The sequence below is a fragment of the Blautia sp. MSK20_18 genome (genome assembly GCF_020553125.1).
Classification (GTDB): Bacteria; Bacillota; Clostridia; order Lachnospirales; family Lachnospiraceae; genus Blautia_A; species Blautia_A fusiformis.
Genome location: NZ_JAJCGR010000001.1, coordinates 1 through 18,256 on the forward strand (window position 1 = coordinate 1; position 18,256 = coordinate 18,256).

At 44.0% G+C, this 18,256-nt stretch carries 20 protein-coding genes; 18 read left to right on the top strand and 2 right to left on the bottom strand.

From position 1 onward, the window contains the following. The 8 genes from LI091_RS00005 to pgeF form a co-directional block, all read left to right on the top strand. Positions 1–766: RNA-guided endonuclease InsQ/TnpB family protein (locus LI091_RS00005; RefSeq protein WP_265190647.1), on the top strand; the 766-nt coding region annotated here is incomplete at its 5' end. A 196-nt stretch (positions 767–962) separates the two neighbouring features. Further along, a complete protein-coding gene (locus LI091_RS00010) occupies positions 963–1,838 on the top strand; it encodes a methionyl aminopeptidase (protein ID WP_015525317.1) in 876 nt (291 codons plus the stop codon). A 138-nt stretch (positions 1,839–1,976) separates the two neighbouring features. Beyond that, complete coding sequence (rplS, locus tag LI091_RS00015; RefSeq protein WP_015525316.1) at positions 1,977–2,324, top strand: 50S ribosomal protein L19; 348 nt, start codon at positions 1,977–1,979, stop codon at positions 2,322–2,324. Between the two features lie 96 nt (positions 2,325–2,420). Beyond that, positions 2,421–3,029: a signal peptidase I gene (lepB, locus tag LI091_RS00020; protein ID WP_015525315.1), complete on the top strand. Its 609-nt coding sequence runs from the start codon at positions 2,421–2,423 to the stop codon at positions 3,027–3,029. Between the two features lie 42 nt (positions 3,030–3,071). Then, positions 3,072–3,929 carry a ribosome biogenesis GTPase YlqF gene (ylqF, locus tag LI091_RS00025; protein WP_015525314.1) on the top strand — a complete coding sequence of 286 codons (858 nt, stop codon included), beginning with the start codon at positions 3,072–3,074 and terminating at the stop codon, positions 3,927–3,929. Next, positions 3,929–4,684 (top strand): ribonuclease HII, encoded by a 756-nt coding sequence (locus LI091_RS00030; RefSeq protein WP_015525313.1) that lies wholly within the window; start codon positions 3,929–3,931, stop codon positions 4,682–4,684. The genes ylqF and LI091_RS00030 overlap by 1 nt, the downstream gene beginning before the upstream one ends. 45 nt (positions 4,685–4,729) lie before the next feature. Beyond that, positions 4,730–5,089, top strand: coding sequence for a YraN family protein (locus tag LI091_RS00035; protein WP_044960433.1), 360 nt, complete (start codon positions 4,730–4,732; stop codon positions 5,087–5,089). Positions 5,090–5,107: 18 nt separating this feature from the next. Further along, positions 5,108–5,953 carry a peptidoglycan editing factor PgeF gene (pgeF, locus tag LI091_RS00040; RefSeq protein ID WP_022426627.1) on the top strand — a complete coding sequence of 282 codons (846 nt, stop codon included), beginning with the start codon at positions 5,108–5,110 and terminating at the stop codon, positions 5,951–5,953. Here the strand turns inward: pgeF and LI091_RS00045 are convergent. Continuing rightward, positions 5,940–7,112, bottom strand: coding sequence for a ribose-phosphate pyrophosphokinase (locus LI091_RS00045; RefSeq protein ID WP_015525311.1), 1,173 nt, complete (start codon positions 7,110–7,112; stop codon positions 5,940–5,942). The genes pgeF and LI091_RS00045 overlap by 14 nt on opposite strands. 144 nt (positions 7,113–7,256) lie before the next feature. Between LI091_RS00045 and LI091_RS00050 the strand changes: the two genes are divergently transcribed. Genes LI091_RS00050 through LI091_RS00065 form a run of 4 tightly spaced genes read left to right on the top strand, consistent with a single transcriptional unit; the run spans position 7,257 to position 11,611 of the window. After that, the gene (locus LI091_RS00050) at positions 7,257–8,642 is read left to right on the top strand and encodes a DUF512 domain-containing protein (RefSeq protein WP_173739424.1); all 1,386 of its coding nucleotides are present in this window, start codon (positions 7,257–7,259) and stop codon (positions 8,640–8,642) included. Continuing rightward, on the top strand, positions 8,605–9,930 hold the full coding sequence (gene der / locus LI091_RS00055) for a ribosome biogenesis GTPase Der (RefSeq protein ID WP_015525309.1): 1,326 nt from the start codon (positions 8,605–8,607) through the stop codon (positions 9,928–9,930). The genes LI091_RS00050 and der overlap by 38 nt, the downstream gene beginning before the upstream one ends. Before the next feature lie 4 nt (positions 9,931–9,934). Next, entirely contained in the window at positions 9,935–10,582 is a 648-nt protein-coding gene (gene plsY, locus LI091_RS00060; RefSeq protein WP_265190649.1) for a glycerol-3-phosphate 1-O-acyltransferase PlsY, read from the top strand. Positions 10,583–10,594: 12 nt separating this feature from the next. Beyond that, on the top strand, positions 10,595–11,611 hold the full coding sequence (locus tag LI091_RS00065) for an NAD(P)H-dependent glycerol-3-phosphate dehydrogenase (protein ID WP_265190651.1): 1,017 nt from the start codon (positions 10,595–10,597) through the stop codon (positions 11,609–11,611). 154 nt (positions 11,612–11,765) lie between these two features. On the opposite strand, the gene LI091_RS00070 is transcribed toward LI091_RS00065, so the two are convergent. Next, positions 11,766–12,593, bottom strand: a complete 828-nt coding sequence (locus LI091_RS00070) for an aldo/keto reductase (protein ID WP_265190652.1) — start codon at positions 12,591–12,593, stop codon at positions 11,766–11,768. A gap of 346 nt (positions 12,594–12,939) precedes the next feature. Here LI091_RS00070 and LI091_RS00075 point away from each other — a divergent pair, with 346 nt between their 5' ends. The 6 genes from LI091_RS00075 to LI091_RS00100 all read left to right on the top strand — a co-directional run bounded on the left by LI091_RS00075 (position 12,940) and on the right by LI091_RS00100 (position 18,246). Next, positions 12,940–13,332, top strand: coding sequence for a hypothetical protein (locus LI091_RS00075; RefSeq protein ID WP_021650179.1), 393 nt, complete (start codon positions 12,940–12,942; stop codon positions 13,330–13,332). Positions 13,333–13,396: 64 nt separating this feature from the next. Further along, entirely contained in the window at positions 13,397–13,579 is a 183-nt protein-coding gene (locus LI091_RS00080; protein ID WP_021975843.1) for a CooT family nickel-binding protein, read from the top strand. A 23-nt stretch (positions 13,580–13,602) separates the two neighbouring features. Further along, positions 13,603–14,535, top strand: a complete 933-nt coding sequence (locus tag LI091_RS00085) for a methylenetetrahydrofolate reductase (protein WP_059085931.1) — start codon at positions 13,603–13,605, stop codon at positions 14,533–14,535. A gap of 112 nt (positions 14,536–14,647) precedes the next feature. Then, positions 14,648–15,418, top strand: coding sequence for an ATP-binding protein (locus LI091_RS00090; RefSeq protein ID WP_021975845.1), 771 nt, complete (start codon positions 14,648–14,650; stop codon positions 15,416–15,418). 117 nt (positions 15,419–15,535) lie between these two features. Beyond that, positions 15,536–17,428: an anaerobic carbon-monoxide dehydrogenase catalytic subunit gene (cooS, locus tag LI091_RS00095; protein WP_021975846.1), complete on the top strand. Its 1,893-nt coding sequence runs from the start codon at positions 15,536–15,538 to the stop codon at positions 17,426–17,428. A gap of 44 nt (positions 17,429–17,472) precedes the next feature. Beyond that, positions 17,473–18,246, top strand: a complete 774-nt coding sequence (locus LI091_RS00100) for an ATP-binding protein (RefSeq protein ID WP_015525298.1) — start codon at positions 17,473–17,475, stop codon at positions 18,244–18,246. The last annotated feature ends 10 nt before the right edge of the window (positions 18,247–18,256 follow it).

The following is an 18,256-nucleotide window of genomic DNA, read 5'->3' on the forward strand; positions in this document are numbered from 1 at the left end:
CAATATTCCGTCACTTGGTTGGGTCCGTATCAAAGAAAAAGGATATATTCCAACAGCTAAAGACGGATATGTGGTTAAAAGTGGCACGGTCTCAATGAAAGCTGACAGATACTATGTTTCAGTTCTTGTAGAAATTTCTGATAACAAGATTGCTGATAATTCCAATGCAGGAATTGGCATAGACTTGGGATTAAAGGATTTTGCCATTGTTTCTAATGGTAAGACTTATAAGAACATCAACAAGTCAGCAAGACTGAAAAAGCTTGAGAAACAACTTATTCGGGAACAGAGATGTCTCTCCCGTAAGTATGAAAATCTAAAGAAAGGAGAAGTCACTCAAAGGGCGAATATACAAAAACAAAAACTCAAGGTACAGAAACTTCATCATAAGATAGATAATATCCGTACTGATTACATTAACAAGACAATCGCTGAGATAGTGAAAACCAAGCCATCTTATATAACGATCGAGGACTTAAATGTAAATGGTATGATGAAGAATCGACATCTTTCAAAAGCAGTTGCATCACAAAAGTTTTATGAATTTAGAACAAAGCTGCAAATCAAATGCAATGAAAATGGGATCGAACTTCGAATAGTAGATAGATGGTATCCATCATCTAAAACCTGTCACTGCTGTGGCGCTATCAAAAAAGATTTAAAGCTTTCAGATAGAATATTCAAATGCAGTTGCGGTTATGTCGAAGACAGAGATCTCAATGCTGCACTTAATTTGAGAGATGCAATAACTTACGAAGTTGCATAACTAAAACGCAAACGTAAGTATGTACCGAAGGCTATTTTCGGGAATTTACGACTGCGGAGTGTACAAGAACTTGTGAGTAGATATGATTTCGATCAATCAAAAACATACACGGTGAAGCAGTAAGTAGAACTCGTGAGAGTCTACGTTATCTCGATGTGAGTATATTTACACATATTTTGAGTGGCAGAAGAAAAAGATGTCTAAAAAAATTGAACGAAATGATCCCTGCTGGTGTGGAAGCGGAAAAAAATATAAAAAATGTCATGAAGCATTTGATGAAAAAATGGAACTCATGAAAAAGAAGGGGTATGCAGTTCTTGACCATGATCTGATCAAGACACCTGCACAGATCGAGAAGATCAAAGAGAGCTGCAAGATCAATGTTGCAGTTCTTGATTATGTTGCAGAGCATATCGGACCAGGCGTGACGACACAGCAGATTGATGACTGGGTACATGAAGAAACAGTACGTCATGGCGGAATTCCGGCACCACTTAATTATGAAGGTTTTCCAAAAAGCGTATGTACATCTATCAACGAGGTAGTATGCCACGGAATCCCGGATGAAGAAATTGTCTTAAAAGAAGGTGATATTGTCAATGTAGATGTATCCACCATTTATCAGGGATATTTTTCTGATTCCTCCCGTATGTTCTGTATTGGACAGGTAAGTCCGGAGAAGGAGAAGCTTGTCCGTGTGACAAAAGAATGCATAGAGCTTGGCCTTGAACAGGTAAAACCATGGACACCGATCGGAAATATGGGAAGTGCTGTACACAAACATGCAGTGGAAAACGGCTATACAGTTGTGAGAGAAATTGGCGGACATGGTGTAGGTCTTGAGTTTCATGAAGATCCATGGGTAAGCTACACATCTAAGGAAGATACAGGTGTACTCATGGTACCCGGAATGATCTTTACTATTGAACCAATGGTCAATATGGGATCTGATGAAATCTATACAGATGAGATCGATGACTGGACAGTGAGGACAGAGGATGGTCTGCCATCGGCACAGTGGGAGATCATGGTCCTTGTTACAGAAACAGGACATGAGGTCCTTTGCTGGTAAAAGCCATCGAAAATCCGGAAAAAAAGTCCTTGCAATGAGAAGTTATCTAGTGTATAATCACATATGTTGTGAAAAAAGATGGTCCTCTGTTACCATATGTGTATTAAGAACATCCAGTATAATTAAGGAGAGAAAGAAATGAACGAAATTATTAAGAACATTGAGTCCGCTCAGCTGAAAGCTGAAGTACCGCAGTTCCGCGTAGGAGACACAGTAAGAGTACACGCACTGATCAAAGAGGGAACACGTGAGCGTGTTCAGATCTTCGAGGGTACAGTACTTAAGAGACAGGGTGGAAGCACAAGAGAGACTTTCACAGTAAGAAAGAGCTCCAACGGTGTTGGTGTTGAGAAAACATGGCCGCTTCATTCCCCACATGTAGTTAAGGTTGAGGTTATCCGTCATGGTAAAGTACGCCGTGCGAAACTGAACTACCTGAGAGATCGTGTAGGTAAAGCAGCTAAGGTTAAAGAGCTTGTAAAATAATTTCATAAGTAAAGAGGCAGGGACAATAACATTTGCTATTGTCCCTCTTTTTACATCAGTGCGTATGCGTGTAAAGACACATACAGGGGATAGAATATGGGATTAAATAAGAAGATTAATATTGAAAATCTGAAGGAAAACAGAGCTGTTTCCGAAGCAAGGGAGAAGCTTCGTGATGACAGGACAAGAGGAATCGTGAAGTGGGTATTTGAAATTATTGTGACCCTGGTTTTTGCTGTGCTGGTTGCAATCTCTGCATTTCAGACTGTGACATTGCAGGAAAGTGCCATGGAACCCACGTATTCTGTAAGTGAAAAGTTTTTTGTAAACAGGGCTTTATATAAGGTCAGTTCACCAAAACGTGGAGATGTGATCGTTTTTAAAACAAGCGCCAGTGACTCGGCAGCCCTGCATATCCGACGTGTGATCGGCCTTCCCGGGGAGACTGTTCAGGTTAAAGACGGGAAGATCTATATCAACGGCAAGGTTTATGAAGAAAACGGAGCTTATCAGGATATGACAGATGGAGGACTTGCAAATAGTGCTATAACTCTGGAAAGCGGGGAATATTTTGTCCTTGGTGATAATCGCAATAACAGTGAGGACAGCCGCTTCAGCGATATCGGAAATATCAGTAAGAAGTACATTGTCGGGAAAGTTTGGTTTACAGTTTCTCCGAAAAATAAAATAGGTTTTATAAAATAGATCAAAGTAAACAGATTAAAGTATAGATAAATGAGGTGAATTATGAACGTACAGTGGTATCCAGGCCATATGACGAAGGCGAAGCGTCAGATGCAGGAAGATATCAAGCTGATCGATCTGATCATTGAGCTTGTAGATGCAAGAGTTCCTCTTTCCAGCCGAAATCCGGATATTGATGAGCTGGGAAAAAACAAGGCGCGTATGATCCTTCTCAACAAAGCAGATCTTGCCGATGAGAGACAGAACCGTGCCTGGATGGAATATTTCAAAGAAAAAGGAATCTATGCGGTAAGTATTGATTCTCGCAATAAGGGATCTATGAAGGCCGTTTCTGCGGCAATCACAGAGGCATGTAAGGAAAAGACAGAGAGAGACCGGAGACGAGGAATCAAAAACCGTCCGGTACGTGCGATGGTTGCAGGAATCCCTAATGTTGGAAAATCAACATTTATCAATACCTTTGCAGGAAAAGCCTGTGCCAAGACCGGTAATAAACCAGGAGTTACAAAAGGAAAACAGTGGATACGTCTGAATAAAAGTGTGGAGCTTCTGGATACCCCTGGAATTCTCTGGCCGAAATTTGAAGATCAGGAAGTTGGAATGCGTCTTGCCTATATCGGTTCGATCAAGGACGATATTCTGAACATCGAAGAACTTGCCCTGGGTCTGATCGGATATCTGCAGGAGTTTTATCCGGCAGCGATCAGAGAGAGATACAATGTAGAAGAAGAGCTGAAACCGCTGGATATCCTTACTGCAGTTGCGAAAGCAAGAGGATGTCTGAAAAAGGGAGAAGAGCTTGATTATGAGAAAGCATCCCGCCTTTTGCTGGAAGAATTTCGTTCCGGAAAACTGGGAAAAGTGACTCTGGAGTTTCCAAAAGGACCGGAGGAAGCGTAATGGAAACAATGAAAGATATCAAGGCGCGTTTTGCGTCAGCGAAGGAGGGCGAATATAACGCCCTTTTTCGTCATTATGAAAATGATGAGAGAAGCGGTGTACAGAAACTGATCCAGCAGTATCACAAAAAGCTTCAGGCTCTGGAGGATGAGCGTGTACGTACAGAGAGCATGAAGAAATATGAACATGAATATGAGCATCTTGGATATCTTTGCGGGATCGATGAGGTGGGAAGAGGCCCTCTTGCCGGACCGGTAGTCGCCTGTGCGGTGATCCTTCCGAAAGACTGCGATATTTTATGGCTGAATGATTCTAAAAAGCTTACAGCTAAGAAGAGAGAAGAATTGTACGATGTGATCCTGGAGGGAGCAGTTTCTGTTGGAATTGGAATGGCAAGTCCGGAGAGGATTGATGAGATCAATATCCTGCAGGCAACCTATGAGGCAATGCGTCAGGCAGTGAGCAGGCTTTCTGTGCAGCCGCAGCTGCTTTTGAACGATGCGGTTACCATACCGGAAATCCAGATTCCGCAGGTACCCATCATCAAAGGTGATGCAAAAAGTGTATCCATTGCGGCAGCAAGTATTGTTGCCAAAGTGACCAGAGACCGGATGATGGAAGAATATGATAAGGTTCTTCCGGAATACGGATTTGCCTCCAATAAAGGATATGGTTCTGCAGCGCATATTGAAGCATTGAAGAAATATGGACCAAGTCCGATACATAGAAAAACGTTTATCACACATTTTGTATAAAAATACTTAAGATACCGACATCAAAAACAGAAAGGTTTTGTTTATCTGAAGGAAAATAGAAGACAGAAGGGCAGCTATTATGAAGGAATTGCTGCAGCGTTCCTGCAAGAAAAGGGGCTGCAGATCAAGGAAAGAAATTTTCGCTGCCGAAGTGGTGAGATCGATCTTGTTGCGCAGGATGGAAGATATCTGGTGTTTATTGAAGTGAAATACAGAAAGAACGGAAAGAGTGGAAGTCCTTTTTCAGCGGTAGGGAGAGAAAAACAGAGGATCATCAGCAAAGTGGCAATGTTTTATCTGATTGCACATGGATACCGGGAGCTGCCTCCCTGCCGTTTTGACGTAGTAGGAATTGATGGAGAGAACATCCACTGGATAAAAAATGCTTTTGATTTTTGCAGTTGAAAGGACTGGTCACATAAGATGAAAATAAAATGGTATAAAGATAAACAGCTAATGAATGTAAATCAGAAGAACAAGGTTACCTGGCTTACATATCCTGCTTTTGAGAAATTTCCCGGGATCGTACATGGCTTCAGTACCCGCCTGGGAGGAGTAAGCCAGGGGATTTATGAATCTATGAACTTAAGCTTCACAAGAGGGGATGAAGAGTCTGCGGTGCGGGAAAATTACCGCAGACTTTCTGCTGCTATGGGATTTTCCATGGAAGATATCGTAACCTCTGATCAGACACACACCACCAATGTACGTGTGGTCACGGAAGAAGACAGAGGAAATGGGATCACAAAACCAAGACCTTATACAGATGTGGATGGAATGATCACCAATGTGCCGGGACTGGTGCTGGCAACGTTTTATGCGGACTGTGTACCACTTTTCTTTATAGATCCGGTACATAGAGCTGTGGGATTATCTCATTCCGGCTGGAGAGGTACTGTAGGAAAGATCGGAAAAGTGACGGTGGAGAAGATGACTGAGGAATTTCAGACAGATCCTTCAGAGCTTTATGCAGCCATTGGTCCTTCTATCTGTCAGGATTGCTATGAAGTTAGTGAAGATGTGATCGATCAGTTTAGAGAGGCGTTTGAAGAAAAATACTGGGATGTGCTTTTTTACAGAAAACCAGATGGGAAATACCAGCTGAATCTGTGGGAGGCGAACCGAAGGATCTTTCTGGATGCAGGCATAAAAGAAGAGCGGATCTCAATGCCGGGCATCTGCACCTGCTGTAATCCGCTCTTTCTTTACTCACACAGGGCTTCTCACGGGAAACGTGGAAACCTGGGAGCATTTATTACTGTTCGTTGACTTTTTTCATGAGATCCATGATCTTTTCGTTGCTGGAACGAACCTTCTCGACAGATACATCATGATTGATGATATCGATGATACTTGCAAGATATTTGCTCATGTTTGCTTCGATATAGTATGGACGATCAAGAAGCTCAGGAATACGATAGTTAAGGTTGGTTGTGATGACTCTGTCCAGCCAGCCTTTTTCGTAATATTCATCAAATTTGGCTACGCCATCTGTAAACAGACCGTAGGTTGTGCAGACGAATACACGTCCGGCTTTACGCTCTTTGAGCTGACGGGCAACATCCAGCATACTTTCTCCAGAAGAGATCATATCGTCGATGATGACAACGTCTTTGCCCTCTACGGAATCTCCGAGGAATTCGTGAGCAACGATCGGGTTCTTTCCGTTGACAACGGTGGAGTAATCACGGCGTTTGTAGAACATACCCATATCGACTCCAAGGATATTGGAGAAGTATACAGCACGGGACATGGCACCTTCATCCGGGCTGATGATCATGAGATGATCATTGTCAAGCTTGAAATCAGGGACATTTTTGACCAGTGCTTTCAGGAACTGGTATGTGGGGAAAAAGTTATCAAAGCCCTTCAGCGGAATAGAGTTCTGTACACGTGGGTCATGAGCATCAAAAGTAATGATGTTGGAAACACCCATGGCACTTAACTCGCGAAGTGCAAGTGCACAGTCAAGAGATTCTCTCTTGGTGCGTCTGTGCTGACGTCCCTCGTAAAGGAATGGCATGATAACGTTGATGCGGTGTGCTTTACCGGTGGCTGCGGAGATGATTCTCTTCAGATCCTGGTAATGGTCATCCGGAGACATGTGGTTCTCATGACCGCATACGCTGTAAGTAAGGCTGTAATTGGTCACATCTACCATGATATAAAGGTCTGTTCCGCGGACAGATTCCTTGATGTAACCCTTACCCTCACCGGTTCCGAAACGTGGGCATTCGCAATCTACAAGGAAAGATTTTTCTGCATATCCCTGTGGGATGATGGTGGATTTTTTTGCGGCTACAAGTTCTTTACGGAATTTAACCAGCTTTTTGTCAACCTCCTCGGCCAGTTCGCGGCATCCGGCAAGTGCGGCGATTCGGATCGGGGCAACAGGCATAGACTTTTCCAGCAATTCTATGTTTGGCATAATATTCCTCCTAAGTGTATGTCATTAAAAATTCTCAGTCTATTTATAACATCAGACCCACGTGTCAGTCAAGGTGTTTTCTCAAAGTGTTGATTTTTAAGAGCAAAGTTGTTATTATATACGGGATAGAAAAGGGAGATAATGATGAAATTAAGAAAGCATATGATTTCCAGGGTGCTGCCCGACAGTATTGCCGAGGAGCTGGGGCTGGAGCCGGGAGACAGACTTGTGTCTGTAAACGGACAGCCTGTGGAAGATGTCTTCGATTACCGGTATCTCATGAATGAAGAGCTCGTGGTGCTTCTGGTAGAGAAGCCTGATGGTGAAGAGTGGGAGCTGGAGGTAGAGAAGGAATATGAGGAAGACCTTGGAATAGAATTTGAGAACGGAGGACTGATGGATGACTATCGCTCCTGTTCAAATAAGTGTATGTTCTGTTTTATTGACCAGATGCCTCCAGGTATGCGTGAGACGCTGTATTTTAAGGATGATGATTCCAGGCTTTCCTTTCTTCAGGGAAATTATGTTACGCTTACCAATATGAGCGAGAAGGATATTGAGCGTGTGATCCGCTATCATCTGGAACCGATCAACATTTCGTTCCAGGCAATGAATCCGGAACTCCGGTGTAAAATGCTGCATAACCGTTTTGCAGGAAAGGCTCTGGATAAGGTGGATATGCTGTACAATGCAGGAATCACCATGAATGGACAGATCGTACTGTGTAAGGGTGTCAATGACGGAGACGAGCTGGAATACAGCCTCGAAAAGCTTTCCGCTTATGCGCCGGTCCTTCAGAGTGTTTCTGTTGTACCGGTAGGACTTACCAAATACAGAGAAGGTCTCTATCCTCTGGAACCTTTTAATAAGGAAGATGCTGAAAAAGTCCTGGGGCAGATCGAACGCTGGCAGAAGATCATGATGGAGAAATATGGGATCCATTTTATCCATGCTTCAGACGAATGGTATATTCTGGCAGACAGGGAGCTTCCCTGTGAGGATGAATATGATGGATATCTGCAGCTTGAGAATGGCGTGGGAATGCTCAGACTTCTGGAAACGGAAGTAAAAGAAACGCTGGAGGGGCTTTCCGGTGACGACCGTAAGGTGACAGGCAGGATCGCCACAGGAAAACTGGCAGCGCCTTTTATCGCACGCTATATTAAAGAGATCCAGAAGAAATATCCCAATGTGCAGATTCCGGTCACAACCATCGAGAATCGTTTTTTCGGTGAAAAGATCACGGTGTCCGGTTTGATCACAGGGCAGGATTTGAAAGAGCAGCTTTCCGGTCTTGACCTTGGAGAGAAGCTTCTGATCCCATGCAGCATGCTGAAAGGTGACGAGGAGATTTTTCTGGATGACATGACGCTGGAAGAGCTTTCGGAAGCACTGAACACAGAAATTGTAATCGTAGACACAGGAGGACGTGATCTGGTGGAAGCCGTGATCTACCCTCCGGAACATAAACAAACAAGAAGGAGACAGATTTATGAGCAAACCAGTAGTAGCGATAGTGGGAAGGCCTAATGTAGGCAAATCCACTCTGTTTAACGCTCTGGCAGGTGACAATATTTCCATAGTAAAGGATACACCAGGAGTAACCCGTGACAGGATTTATGCAGATGTCACATGGCTTGACAGGACATTTACTCTGATCGATACAGGCGGAATCGAGCCGGACAGCAGCGATATCATTCTCTCCAGAATGAGAGAGCAGGCACAGATCGCCATTGATACGGCAGACGTGATCATTTTTATCACAGATGTTCGCCAGGGTCTTGTGGATTCCGATGCCAAGGTGGCAGATATGCTCCGCCGCAGCGGCAAGCCGGTACGTCTTGTAGTTAACAAGGTAGACAGCCACCAGAAATATATGATGGACGTATATGAGTTTTACAATCTTGGAATCGGAGAACCGATCCCGATTTCCGCAGCTAACAGACAAGGCCTTGGAGATATGCTGGATGAGGTGATCAAAGAGTTCCCGGATAAGAGTGAAGAGGAAGATCAGGATGATATTCCGAAGATCGCCATTGTAGGAAAGCCGAACGTGGGAAAATCTTCTCTGATCAACAAGCTTCTTGGAGAGGAGCGTGTGATCGTATCCAATATTGCAGGAACCACACGTGATGCTATAGACACAAAGGTTACCTGGAACAAAAAAGATTATATTTTTATCGATACTGCAGGACTTCGACGCAAGGGTAAGGTAAAAGAAGAGATCGAGCGCTATAGTGTTATCCGTACTGTGACAGCTGTAGAGCGTGCAGATGTGGTTGTAGTTGTGATCGATGCCTCCGAGGGCGTTACCGAGCAGGATGCTAAGATCGCGGGAATCGCTCATGACAGAGGAAAGGGTATCATCGTAGCGGTAAATAAATGGGATGCCATTGAGAAAAATGACAAGACCATCTACAAGCATACGGAAAAGATCCGTCAGATCCTTTCCTTTATGCCATATGCACAGATCATCTTTATCTCTGCAAAAACAGGTCAGAGACTTCCAAAGCTTTTCGAAAATATCGATACAGTTATCGAAAATCAGACACTTCGTATCCAGACAGGTGTTCTTAATGAGATCCTTTCTGAGGCAGTCGCTCTTCAGCAGCCGCCGTCTGACAGAGGAAGAAGACTGAAGATCTTCTATATGACACAGGTTGCGGTAAAACCGCCGACATTTGTTATCTTTGTCAATGACAAGGAACTGATGCATTTTTCCTATGTAAGATATCTGGAGAACAAGATCAGGGATGCTTTTGGATTTTCTGGAACTTCCCTGAAATTTATCATCCGCGAGCGCGGGGAAAAGGAATAAAAGTATGGAACGTATTATTTGTCTTGTTATCGGTTATGTATGCGGGCTTTTTCAGACAGGCTATATTATTGGAAAAATCCACAAGACAGATATCAGAGATCATGGCAGCGGGAATGCGGGTACTACGAATGCCTTCCGGACCTTTGGAAAGAAAGCGGGAGCGATCACCCTGCTGGGAGACTGCCTGAAGTGTGTACTGGCTATTGTGATCGTGAGAATGGTTTATGGAAATTCCATGAATAGTATCCTTCCGCTCCTTACCCTTTATGCAGCATTGGGATGTATCCTTGGCCACAATTTTCCGATTTCTATGGAATTTCGCGGTGGAAAGGGAATTGCTGCTTCTGTAGGCATGATCATTGCTTTTGACTGGCGGATATTTATTGTATGTGCAGTTGTCTTTTTTGCACTGTTCTTTACAACTCATTATGTATCGCTTTGCTCTCTCAGTGCATATGCGGTGGCTTTTATCCTGGTCCTGTTTTTTGGACATATGGGAAAATATGGGATGGATCAGGCGCATACTGTTGAGCTTTATATCGTGATGGCGGTTCTTACAGCAATGGCGTTCTACAGACACAGGGCAAACATTGTAAGACTGTTTCATGGAACAGAGAATAAGGTGTTTTTAAGCAGTAAGAATAAAAAATAAGAGGTAAGATTTATGGCAAAAATCAGCGTACTGGGTTCGGGGAGCTGGGGATTAGCTCTGGCACTCCTGTTGCATAATAATGGCCATGAAGTCCTTCTCTGGTCAGCAAGACCGGAGAATGCCCGGAAACTCCGGGAAAAAAGAGAAAATCCTGACAGGCTTCCGGGGGTACGGCTTCCGGATGAAATCGATGTCCTGACAGATCTGGAGCGTGCGCTTAAGGATGTGGATGTAACAGTTCTGGCAGTAGCTTCCCCGTATATCCGGAGTACTGCACACAAGATGGCATCGTTTGTATGCAGGGACCAGAAGATCGTCAATGTTGCTAAAGGTATTGAGGAAAAGACACTGAAAACACTCAGCGAGGTGATCGAAGAAGAAATCCCGCAGGGTAATGTAGCTGTACTTTCCGGTCCAAGTCATGCGGAAGAAGTAGGACGCGGACTTCCTACAACCTGTGTGATCAGCGCACATACACAGGAAAATGCGGAATACCTTCAGAGTATTTTTATGAGCCCTGTGTTCCGCGTGTATACAACACCGGATATCCTTGGGGTGGAACTTGGCGGAGCACTGAAAAATGTGATCGCACTGGCAGCAGGTACTGCCGACGGCCTGGGATATGGAGATAATACCAAGGCGGCACTGATCACCAGGGGAATCACGGAAATAGGAAGACTTGGTAAAAAAATGGGGGCGCAGATGGAAACCTTTTACGGCCTGTCCGGGATCGGCGACCTGATCGTGACCTGTGCAAGTAAGCATAGCCGTAATCGAAAGGCTGGATATCTGATCGGCCAGGGATATACGATGGAAGAAGCTATGAAAGAAGTGCAGATGGTTGTGGAAGGTGTTTATTCTGCAAGAGCTGCAAGAGAACTTGCGGAGAAATATGAGGTGGAGATGCCTATCATAACGGAAGTGAACCGCGTACTGTTTGAAGGAAAATCAGCATCGGAAGCAGTAATGGACCTGATGCTGCGTGATAAAAAAGTGGAAACGCCCATGCTCCCGTGGGAGAATGCGTGAGCGGATCAGTTAAATATTTCCGGGTTTCAGATATGTGAAATGCTAAGCAGGGAATAACAGGATCGCCGTATCAACTGAAAAGAAAAAATAAAAAGATATCTGCCAGAAGATCACTTATGCTCTGACAGATATCTTTTTTGCATTATTATGGAAATTAAAACTGAATATCACGGAGATCTTCTGGAACATGAGAAGTATGCAGATCTTCGTTCAGTGTATCAATGATCGCCATATCTTCATCCTCGATGTTGAAGTCAAAGATGTTTCCATTACTGCGGATTCGTTCCGGGTTGATGGATTTCGGAATGACAGAAATTCCCTTCTGTATTGCCCAGCGAAGCCCGATCTGTGCAGGAGTCTTGGCATATTTGGTCCCCAGAACACACATTACATCATTATCAAAATATGCACCTCTTGCCAGAGGAGCATAAGCCTGTACCTGAATACCGAAAGCCTTGCAGTATTCGATCAGTTCAGCAGGGTAACACAAAGGATGGCACTCGATCTGGTTTACAGCAGGAATAACCCCGGATATTTTACGAAGCTCTTCCAGATGCCGGATATCAAAATTACTGACGCCGATACTTAAAGCACGTCCAGATTCCAGAATGGATTCCAGCTCTTTCCAGGTGCTCAAATAGCAGCCGGGAACCGGCCAGTGTATCAGATAGAGATCTACATAACTGACTTTCAGACGGTCGAGACTACGGGAAAAAGCTCCCTGGACATCGCCGAGACGCTGCGCATTGTTCCAGATTTTGCTGGTGATGAAAAGATCCTTTCTGGGAACTCCGCATTTGGCAATGGCACGTCCAACGCTTTCTTCATTTTTATAAACAGAAGCGGTATCGATCATGCGGTAGCCGGCGGAAATAGCAGAAGTGACTGCTGCTTCGGCCTGTACGTCATCGGGCAACTTGTATACGCCAAGCCCCAGAAGAGGCATTTCTCTGTCGTTGTTCAGAAAAACAGTTTCTTTCAAAATAATTCCTCCTTGTATGTTCTGCTTTCCATGCTTTTGCTATTATAGCACAAAAATATGAAAGAATCACATCAATTATATTACAAAAGTGATAAAGCTTAGAGTTGGACAGACGCGCAGACTGGGTAATGAGTTGTGGTTTGGAGAGACTAACTTCGTTAAAAATGAAACAATCGAGTTAATTTACTGTCAAAGTTTTTGGAAAAATAGGAAAAACAGCATATAATTTTGGCTATATTTTATAATTATTTTCTTGATAATAACAGTGAAAAGATGTATAATAAATTTAATTGATAAATTCTTGTCATGAGAGTGTCCGCCCAGCGGATACAGGAAAGGGGTATTTATGCATTTAATCAAAGATGAGAATGGCAATCTTGTTCAGCATGGACATGCAGACAGCCATGAACATACACATGAGCACACCCATGAGGACGGTGTGACTCACAGCCATACACACAGCCATGCGGAAGGAGATAACCATTGTCATACACACGGTGATGGACACTGCGGTTCCTGCGAGAACGGTGACTGCAAGAATGAGACTGTAGCACTTCTTACCTACATGCTGCAGCATAACGAGCATCATGCCGCAGAACTTGATCAGATGGCTGACAATCTTAAGAAGCTTAACATGGATGCAGCTGCGAAGACGATCAAAGAGGCAGTTGCAGATTTTCAGAAAGGCAATATGAGACTTGGACTTGCCCTTACACTTGTTAAGGAAGAGTTGAAATAAAAACCGACAGAATAGTTTTGACAGCATAGTGGTTAAATGATGCCACTTATTTGGAGGAATGATTATGTGTCTTGCAACAGTATATAAGGAAGAAGATAATTCTGTGATCTTTAAGAATGTAAGCCGGATCGATGTGGACGGAAATAAATTGATCCTTCGAGATATCATGGGAGATGAGCGCGTGGTAGAAGGCAGTATCCTTATGGTGGATCTTGCAAACAGCATCGTGAAACTGCAGTGTGACTGATACAAATACGTGGAGGACGATCAATGAAATTATCTGAAGCAATGAGAGAAAAAATGCTGCTTTCCTTTGAACTTTTTCCGCCAAAGACAGAAAAAGGTATGGCAAACCTGCCGGGAACCATTGAACATCTCATGAAGTATAGACCGGAGTATATTTCCTGTACATACGGTGCCGGCGGCGGAAATGTCGGTGCCAACAGGGAAGTATGCCAGATGATCAGGAATGCAGGAACTGTTCCTGTAACACATTTCACAGTGATCAAGAACACAAAAGAAGGAATCAGACAGCAGTTGGAACAGTATCTGGCAGATGGCGTTGACCATATGCTGGCACTTCGCGGAGATATTCCACTTGGTGAGACAACAACCTGCGGAGACTTCAATTATGCGACAGACCTTGTTAAATTTGTCCGTGATGAATTTGGCGATAAGTTCGAGATCGCAGTAGCCGGTTCACCGGAAGGCCATATCGCATGCAGAAGCTTGGATGCTGATATTGCTGTTTTGAGACAGAAACAGGACAATGGTGCTGATTATATCATGACCCAGCTCTGCTGGGATATGGAACAGTTTAAATACTGGTTGGACGCTATCCGCGAGGCTGGAGTGACAATGCCTGTAGATGTTGGTGTAATGCCAATCCTGGATCAGGCAGCTACCATTAATATGGCTCTTTCACGTAATGGCTGTGTAATGGACAGTGAGCTTTGCAGGCTGATCTCCAGAAACTGGCTGTTCCCGAATCCGTTTAACGCTAAAGATGCTGATGGTAAACCATTTGACATGTTCTATGAGGACAAGGTTAAACGATTCAAAGAAGAAGGAATCGAATACACCATCAGACAGATCGATGAGTATCGCGCTCTTGGTGTTGACGGTATCCATCTTTATGCATTAAACAAATGGAAAGATGTATCCGAGATCATTGACAGATCCGGACTTCGTACACTTATCTAATCATCAACGAAATAAATAAGAATTCCGGCACGATGCGGAGGTGCCAGAACAGTATCAGGCACCTCCCTTATGCGCCGGCATAACAGATATAAAATCAGGAGGTGCCCGTTTTATGGCACATGTTATTGCAGTCGCCGGAAAAGGCGGCGTTGGAAAAACTACATTATGCGGAATGCTGATCCAGTATCTCTGCGAAAAGAAAAAAGGACCTGTACTGGCTGTAGATGCAGATGCCAATTCAAATCTGAATGAGGTTCTTGGCGTAGAAGTAGATACGACTCTTGGCGATGTCCGCGAGGAGATCGCACATGCTGAGATGACAGAGAAAAGCCCGATCCCCAAAGGAATGTCCAAGGCAGATTATGCGGAGGTACGTTTTGAGGATGCTCTTGCAGAGGAAGATGATTATGATCTTCTTGTAATGGGAAGAACCCAGGGAAAAGGCTGCTATTGCTTTGTAAATGGTCTGCTTCAGGCACAGCTTGCCAAATACCAGAAAAATTATCCGTATATTGTTGTGGATAACGAAGCTGGAATGGAACATATCAGCAGAGGAATCCTTCCGAGCATGGAGACAGCAATTCTTGTAAGTGACTGCTCCAGAAGAGGCGTTCAGGCAGTTGGCAGGATCGCAGAGCTTATTAAGGAATGCGATATGAAGCCTTCCAGAGTAGGTCTTATTATCAATCGCGCGCCAAAAGCAGAACTGAATTCAGGAATCCTTGAGGAAATCCGGAATCAGGGACTCGATCTGATCGGTGTGGTACCACAGGATGAGGCAGTTTATGAATATGACTGCGATGGTAAACCAACCGTTACTCTTCCTGAGGATAATCCGATGAGAAAAGCAGCTTTTGAAATTTTTGATAAATTAGGTTTATAACGAAATATAAACCTTTTTTTAAAAAAGAAAATAACCCATGGGTGGGGATGGGTTCCTGCCCTGGGCTTATTATAAAAAGAAAAATAAAAATAGATGTGCTATTAAAGGAGGTCTATAATGAGTGAATTCAAATTAACTACAGTGGAGGAATTTGAAGCCGCTACAGCCCGTCTTCTCGAGACAGGTGCAAAGGTAGGAGCAGATGCATGGCAGATCCGTGCAAAGAACCAGACTCCGCACTGTAAATTCGGTGAGCAGGGTATCTGCTGCCGTATCTGTGCAATGGGACCGTGTCGTATTACACCGAAGGCTCCAAGAGGAATCTGCGGATGTGATGCTCATGGTATCGTAGGAAGAAACTTCCTTAAATTTACAGCCGGTGGTGCAGCTACTCACTCCGATCATGGTCGTGAGATCTGCCATACACTGTACTGTGCAAAAGAGGGCGGAAATTATCAGGTAAAAGATCCTGAGAAACTGCTTCGCATCGCTAAAGAGTGGGGCGTGGAAACAGAAGGCAAGGATATCTATGATCTGGCTCATGAGATGGCTGAGATCGGTCTTATGGAATATGGTAAACCGTTCGGATATCAGAGATTCCTTGACAGAATGCCTGCAGGACAGAAAGAAAAACTGATCGAGAACGAAATCGCACCACGTGCTATCGACCGTGAGGTTGCAAGCTCCCTGCATATGTCTCATATGGGATGTTCATCTCTTCCGGAAGCACTTGTAAAACAGTCTATTCGCTGCGGTATGGCTGATGGATGGGGCGGTTCCATGATGGGAACAGAGTTCTCTGATGTATTATTCGGAACTCCGAAGCCACTTGATACAGAGGCTAACCTTGGAGTAATGGTTGAAGAGAACGTAAACATTGTTGTACACGGACATGATCCGAGTCTTTCTGAGATGATCTGTGAGTATGCAGACAGCAAAGAAATGATTGATTATGCAAAATCTGTAGGAGCAAAAGGAATCACCGTTTCCGGTGTGTGCTGTACTTCTAACGAGGTAGCTATGCGTCGTGGTGTTCCGATGGCTGGTAACTTCCTGCAGCAGGAGAACGTAGTACTGACAGGTGCCTGCGAGGCGATCGTAGTTGATGTTCAGTGTATCTTCCCTGCATTAGGACCTCTGAGCAAATGTTTCCATACTAAATTTGTTACAACTTCTCCGATCGCTCAGATGCCGGATTCTGAATTTATCAGATTTAACGCTGAGACAGCAGGAGAAAATGCAAAAGCAATCGTTAAGATGGCTATCGATAACTTCAAGAACAGAAAACCTGAGCTTGTACATATCCCGCAGCTGAAACAGAAAGCTACTGTTGGTTACTCAGTAGAAGCAATCGTCAAAGTTCTTGATGGTGTTACAAACTCTCAGGTTGACGTAACAGGAACAACCAAACCATTACTTGAGTGCATCACTTCCGGTGTTATCCGTGGTGCTGTTGCTATGGTTGGATGTAACAATCCTAAGATCCGTCCTGACTATGCACATATCGAACTGATGAAGAAGTGTATCGCAAATGATATCATTATCATCGCTTCCGGATGTTCCGCACAGGCAGCTGCTAAAGCTGGTCTGATGGACAAATCCGCAAGAGATCTCTGCGGTGCAGGTCTGAAACGTGTCTGTGAGCTGGCTGATATCCCACCAGTACTTCATATGGGATCCTGCGTAGATATCTCCCGTATGATGATCCTGGCTGCTGAACTTGCAAAAGATGCAGGACTTCAGATCAATCAGCTTCCTGTAGTAGGATGTGCTCCTGAGTGGATGTCTGAAAAAGCTGTATCCATCGGTAACTACGTAGTTGGTACTGGTATTGATACATTCCTTGGCGTTGATCCATATGTTTCCGGTTCTTCAGAAATGTGCGAACTTCTTACAGAGGGAACAAGAAAATGGACAGGTGCTGCTTACACAGTAGAGACAGACATCGAGAAATTAGTTGATCTTATGATCGAGAGAATTGAAGAGAAGAGAACAGCATTAGGAATCTAATCCGTTGCGATCTTTAAAATGTTATAAAAGGTGGAAGACGTAAAATGAAAATAGCAGTAACCGGTAAAGGCGGAGTAGGAAAGACAACTTTCGCAGCAACACTTGCAAGACTATACGCAGATGAGGGAAAAAAAGTCCTTGCGGCGGATGTGGATCCGGATGCGAACCTGGGTCTTGCCCTTGGATTTGACGAGGAAACCTTGGATTCTATTGTTCCAATCTCAAAAATGCGTAAGCTCATAGAAGAACGCACCGGAGCCAACAGCCAGAATCAGTTTTATAAACTGAACCCAAAGGTAGACGATATTCCGGATACTTATGGAAAAACCTGTAATGGCGTAAAGCTGCTTGTCCTTGGAACTGTGGAAACAGGTGGAGGCGGATGCGTCTGTCCTGAACATGTGATGCTTAAAAGAGTGATCAATAACCTTGTGATCCACAGAGATGATGTGGTGATCATGGATATGGAGGCCGGCCTGGAACATCTGGGCCGGGGCACCACGGAGAGCATGGATGAATTTATTGTAGTGATCGAACCAGGGGCAAGAAGTGTACAGACATATAAGAATGTTAAACGTCTTGCAAAGGATCTGGGAGTTTCTCAGGTTAAGGTCGTGGCCAATAAGGTAAGAAATCCGGAGGATGAGGAATTTATCCGGAGTAAGATCCCGGCAGAGGATCTGCTTGGAATGATCCACTACAATACAGAAGTTATAGATGCTGATCGTCAGGGAAAATCTCCCTACGATTTCAGTGAAACTGTAACAGCTGAAATCAGAAAAATCAAAGACAAAATTGATCAGAATTCAATTCTGTAAAAATAGGAGG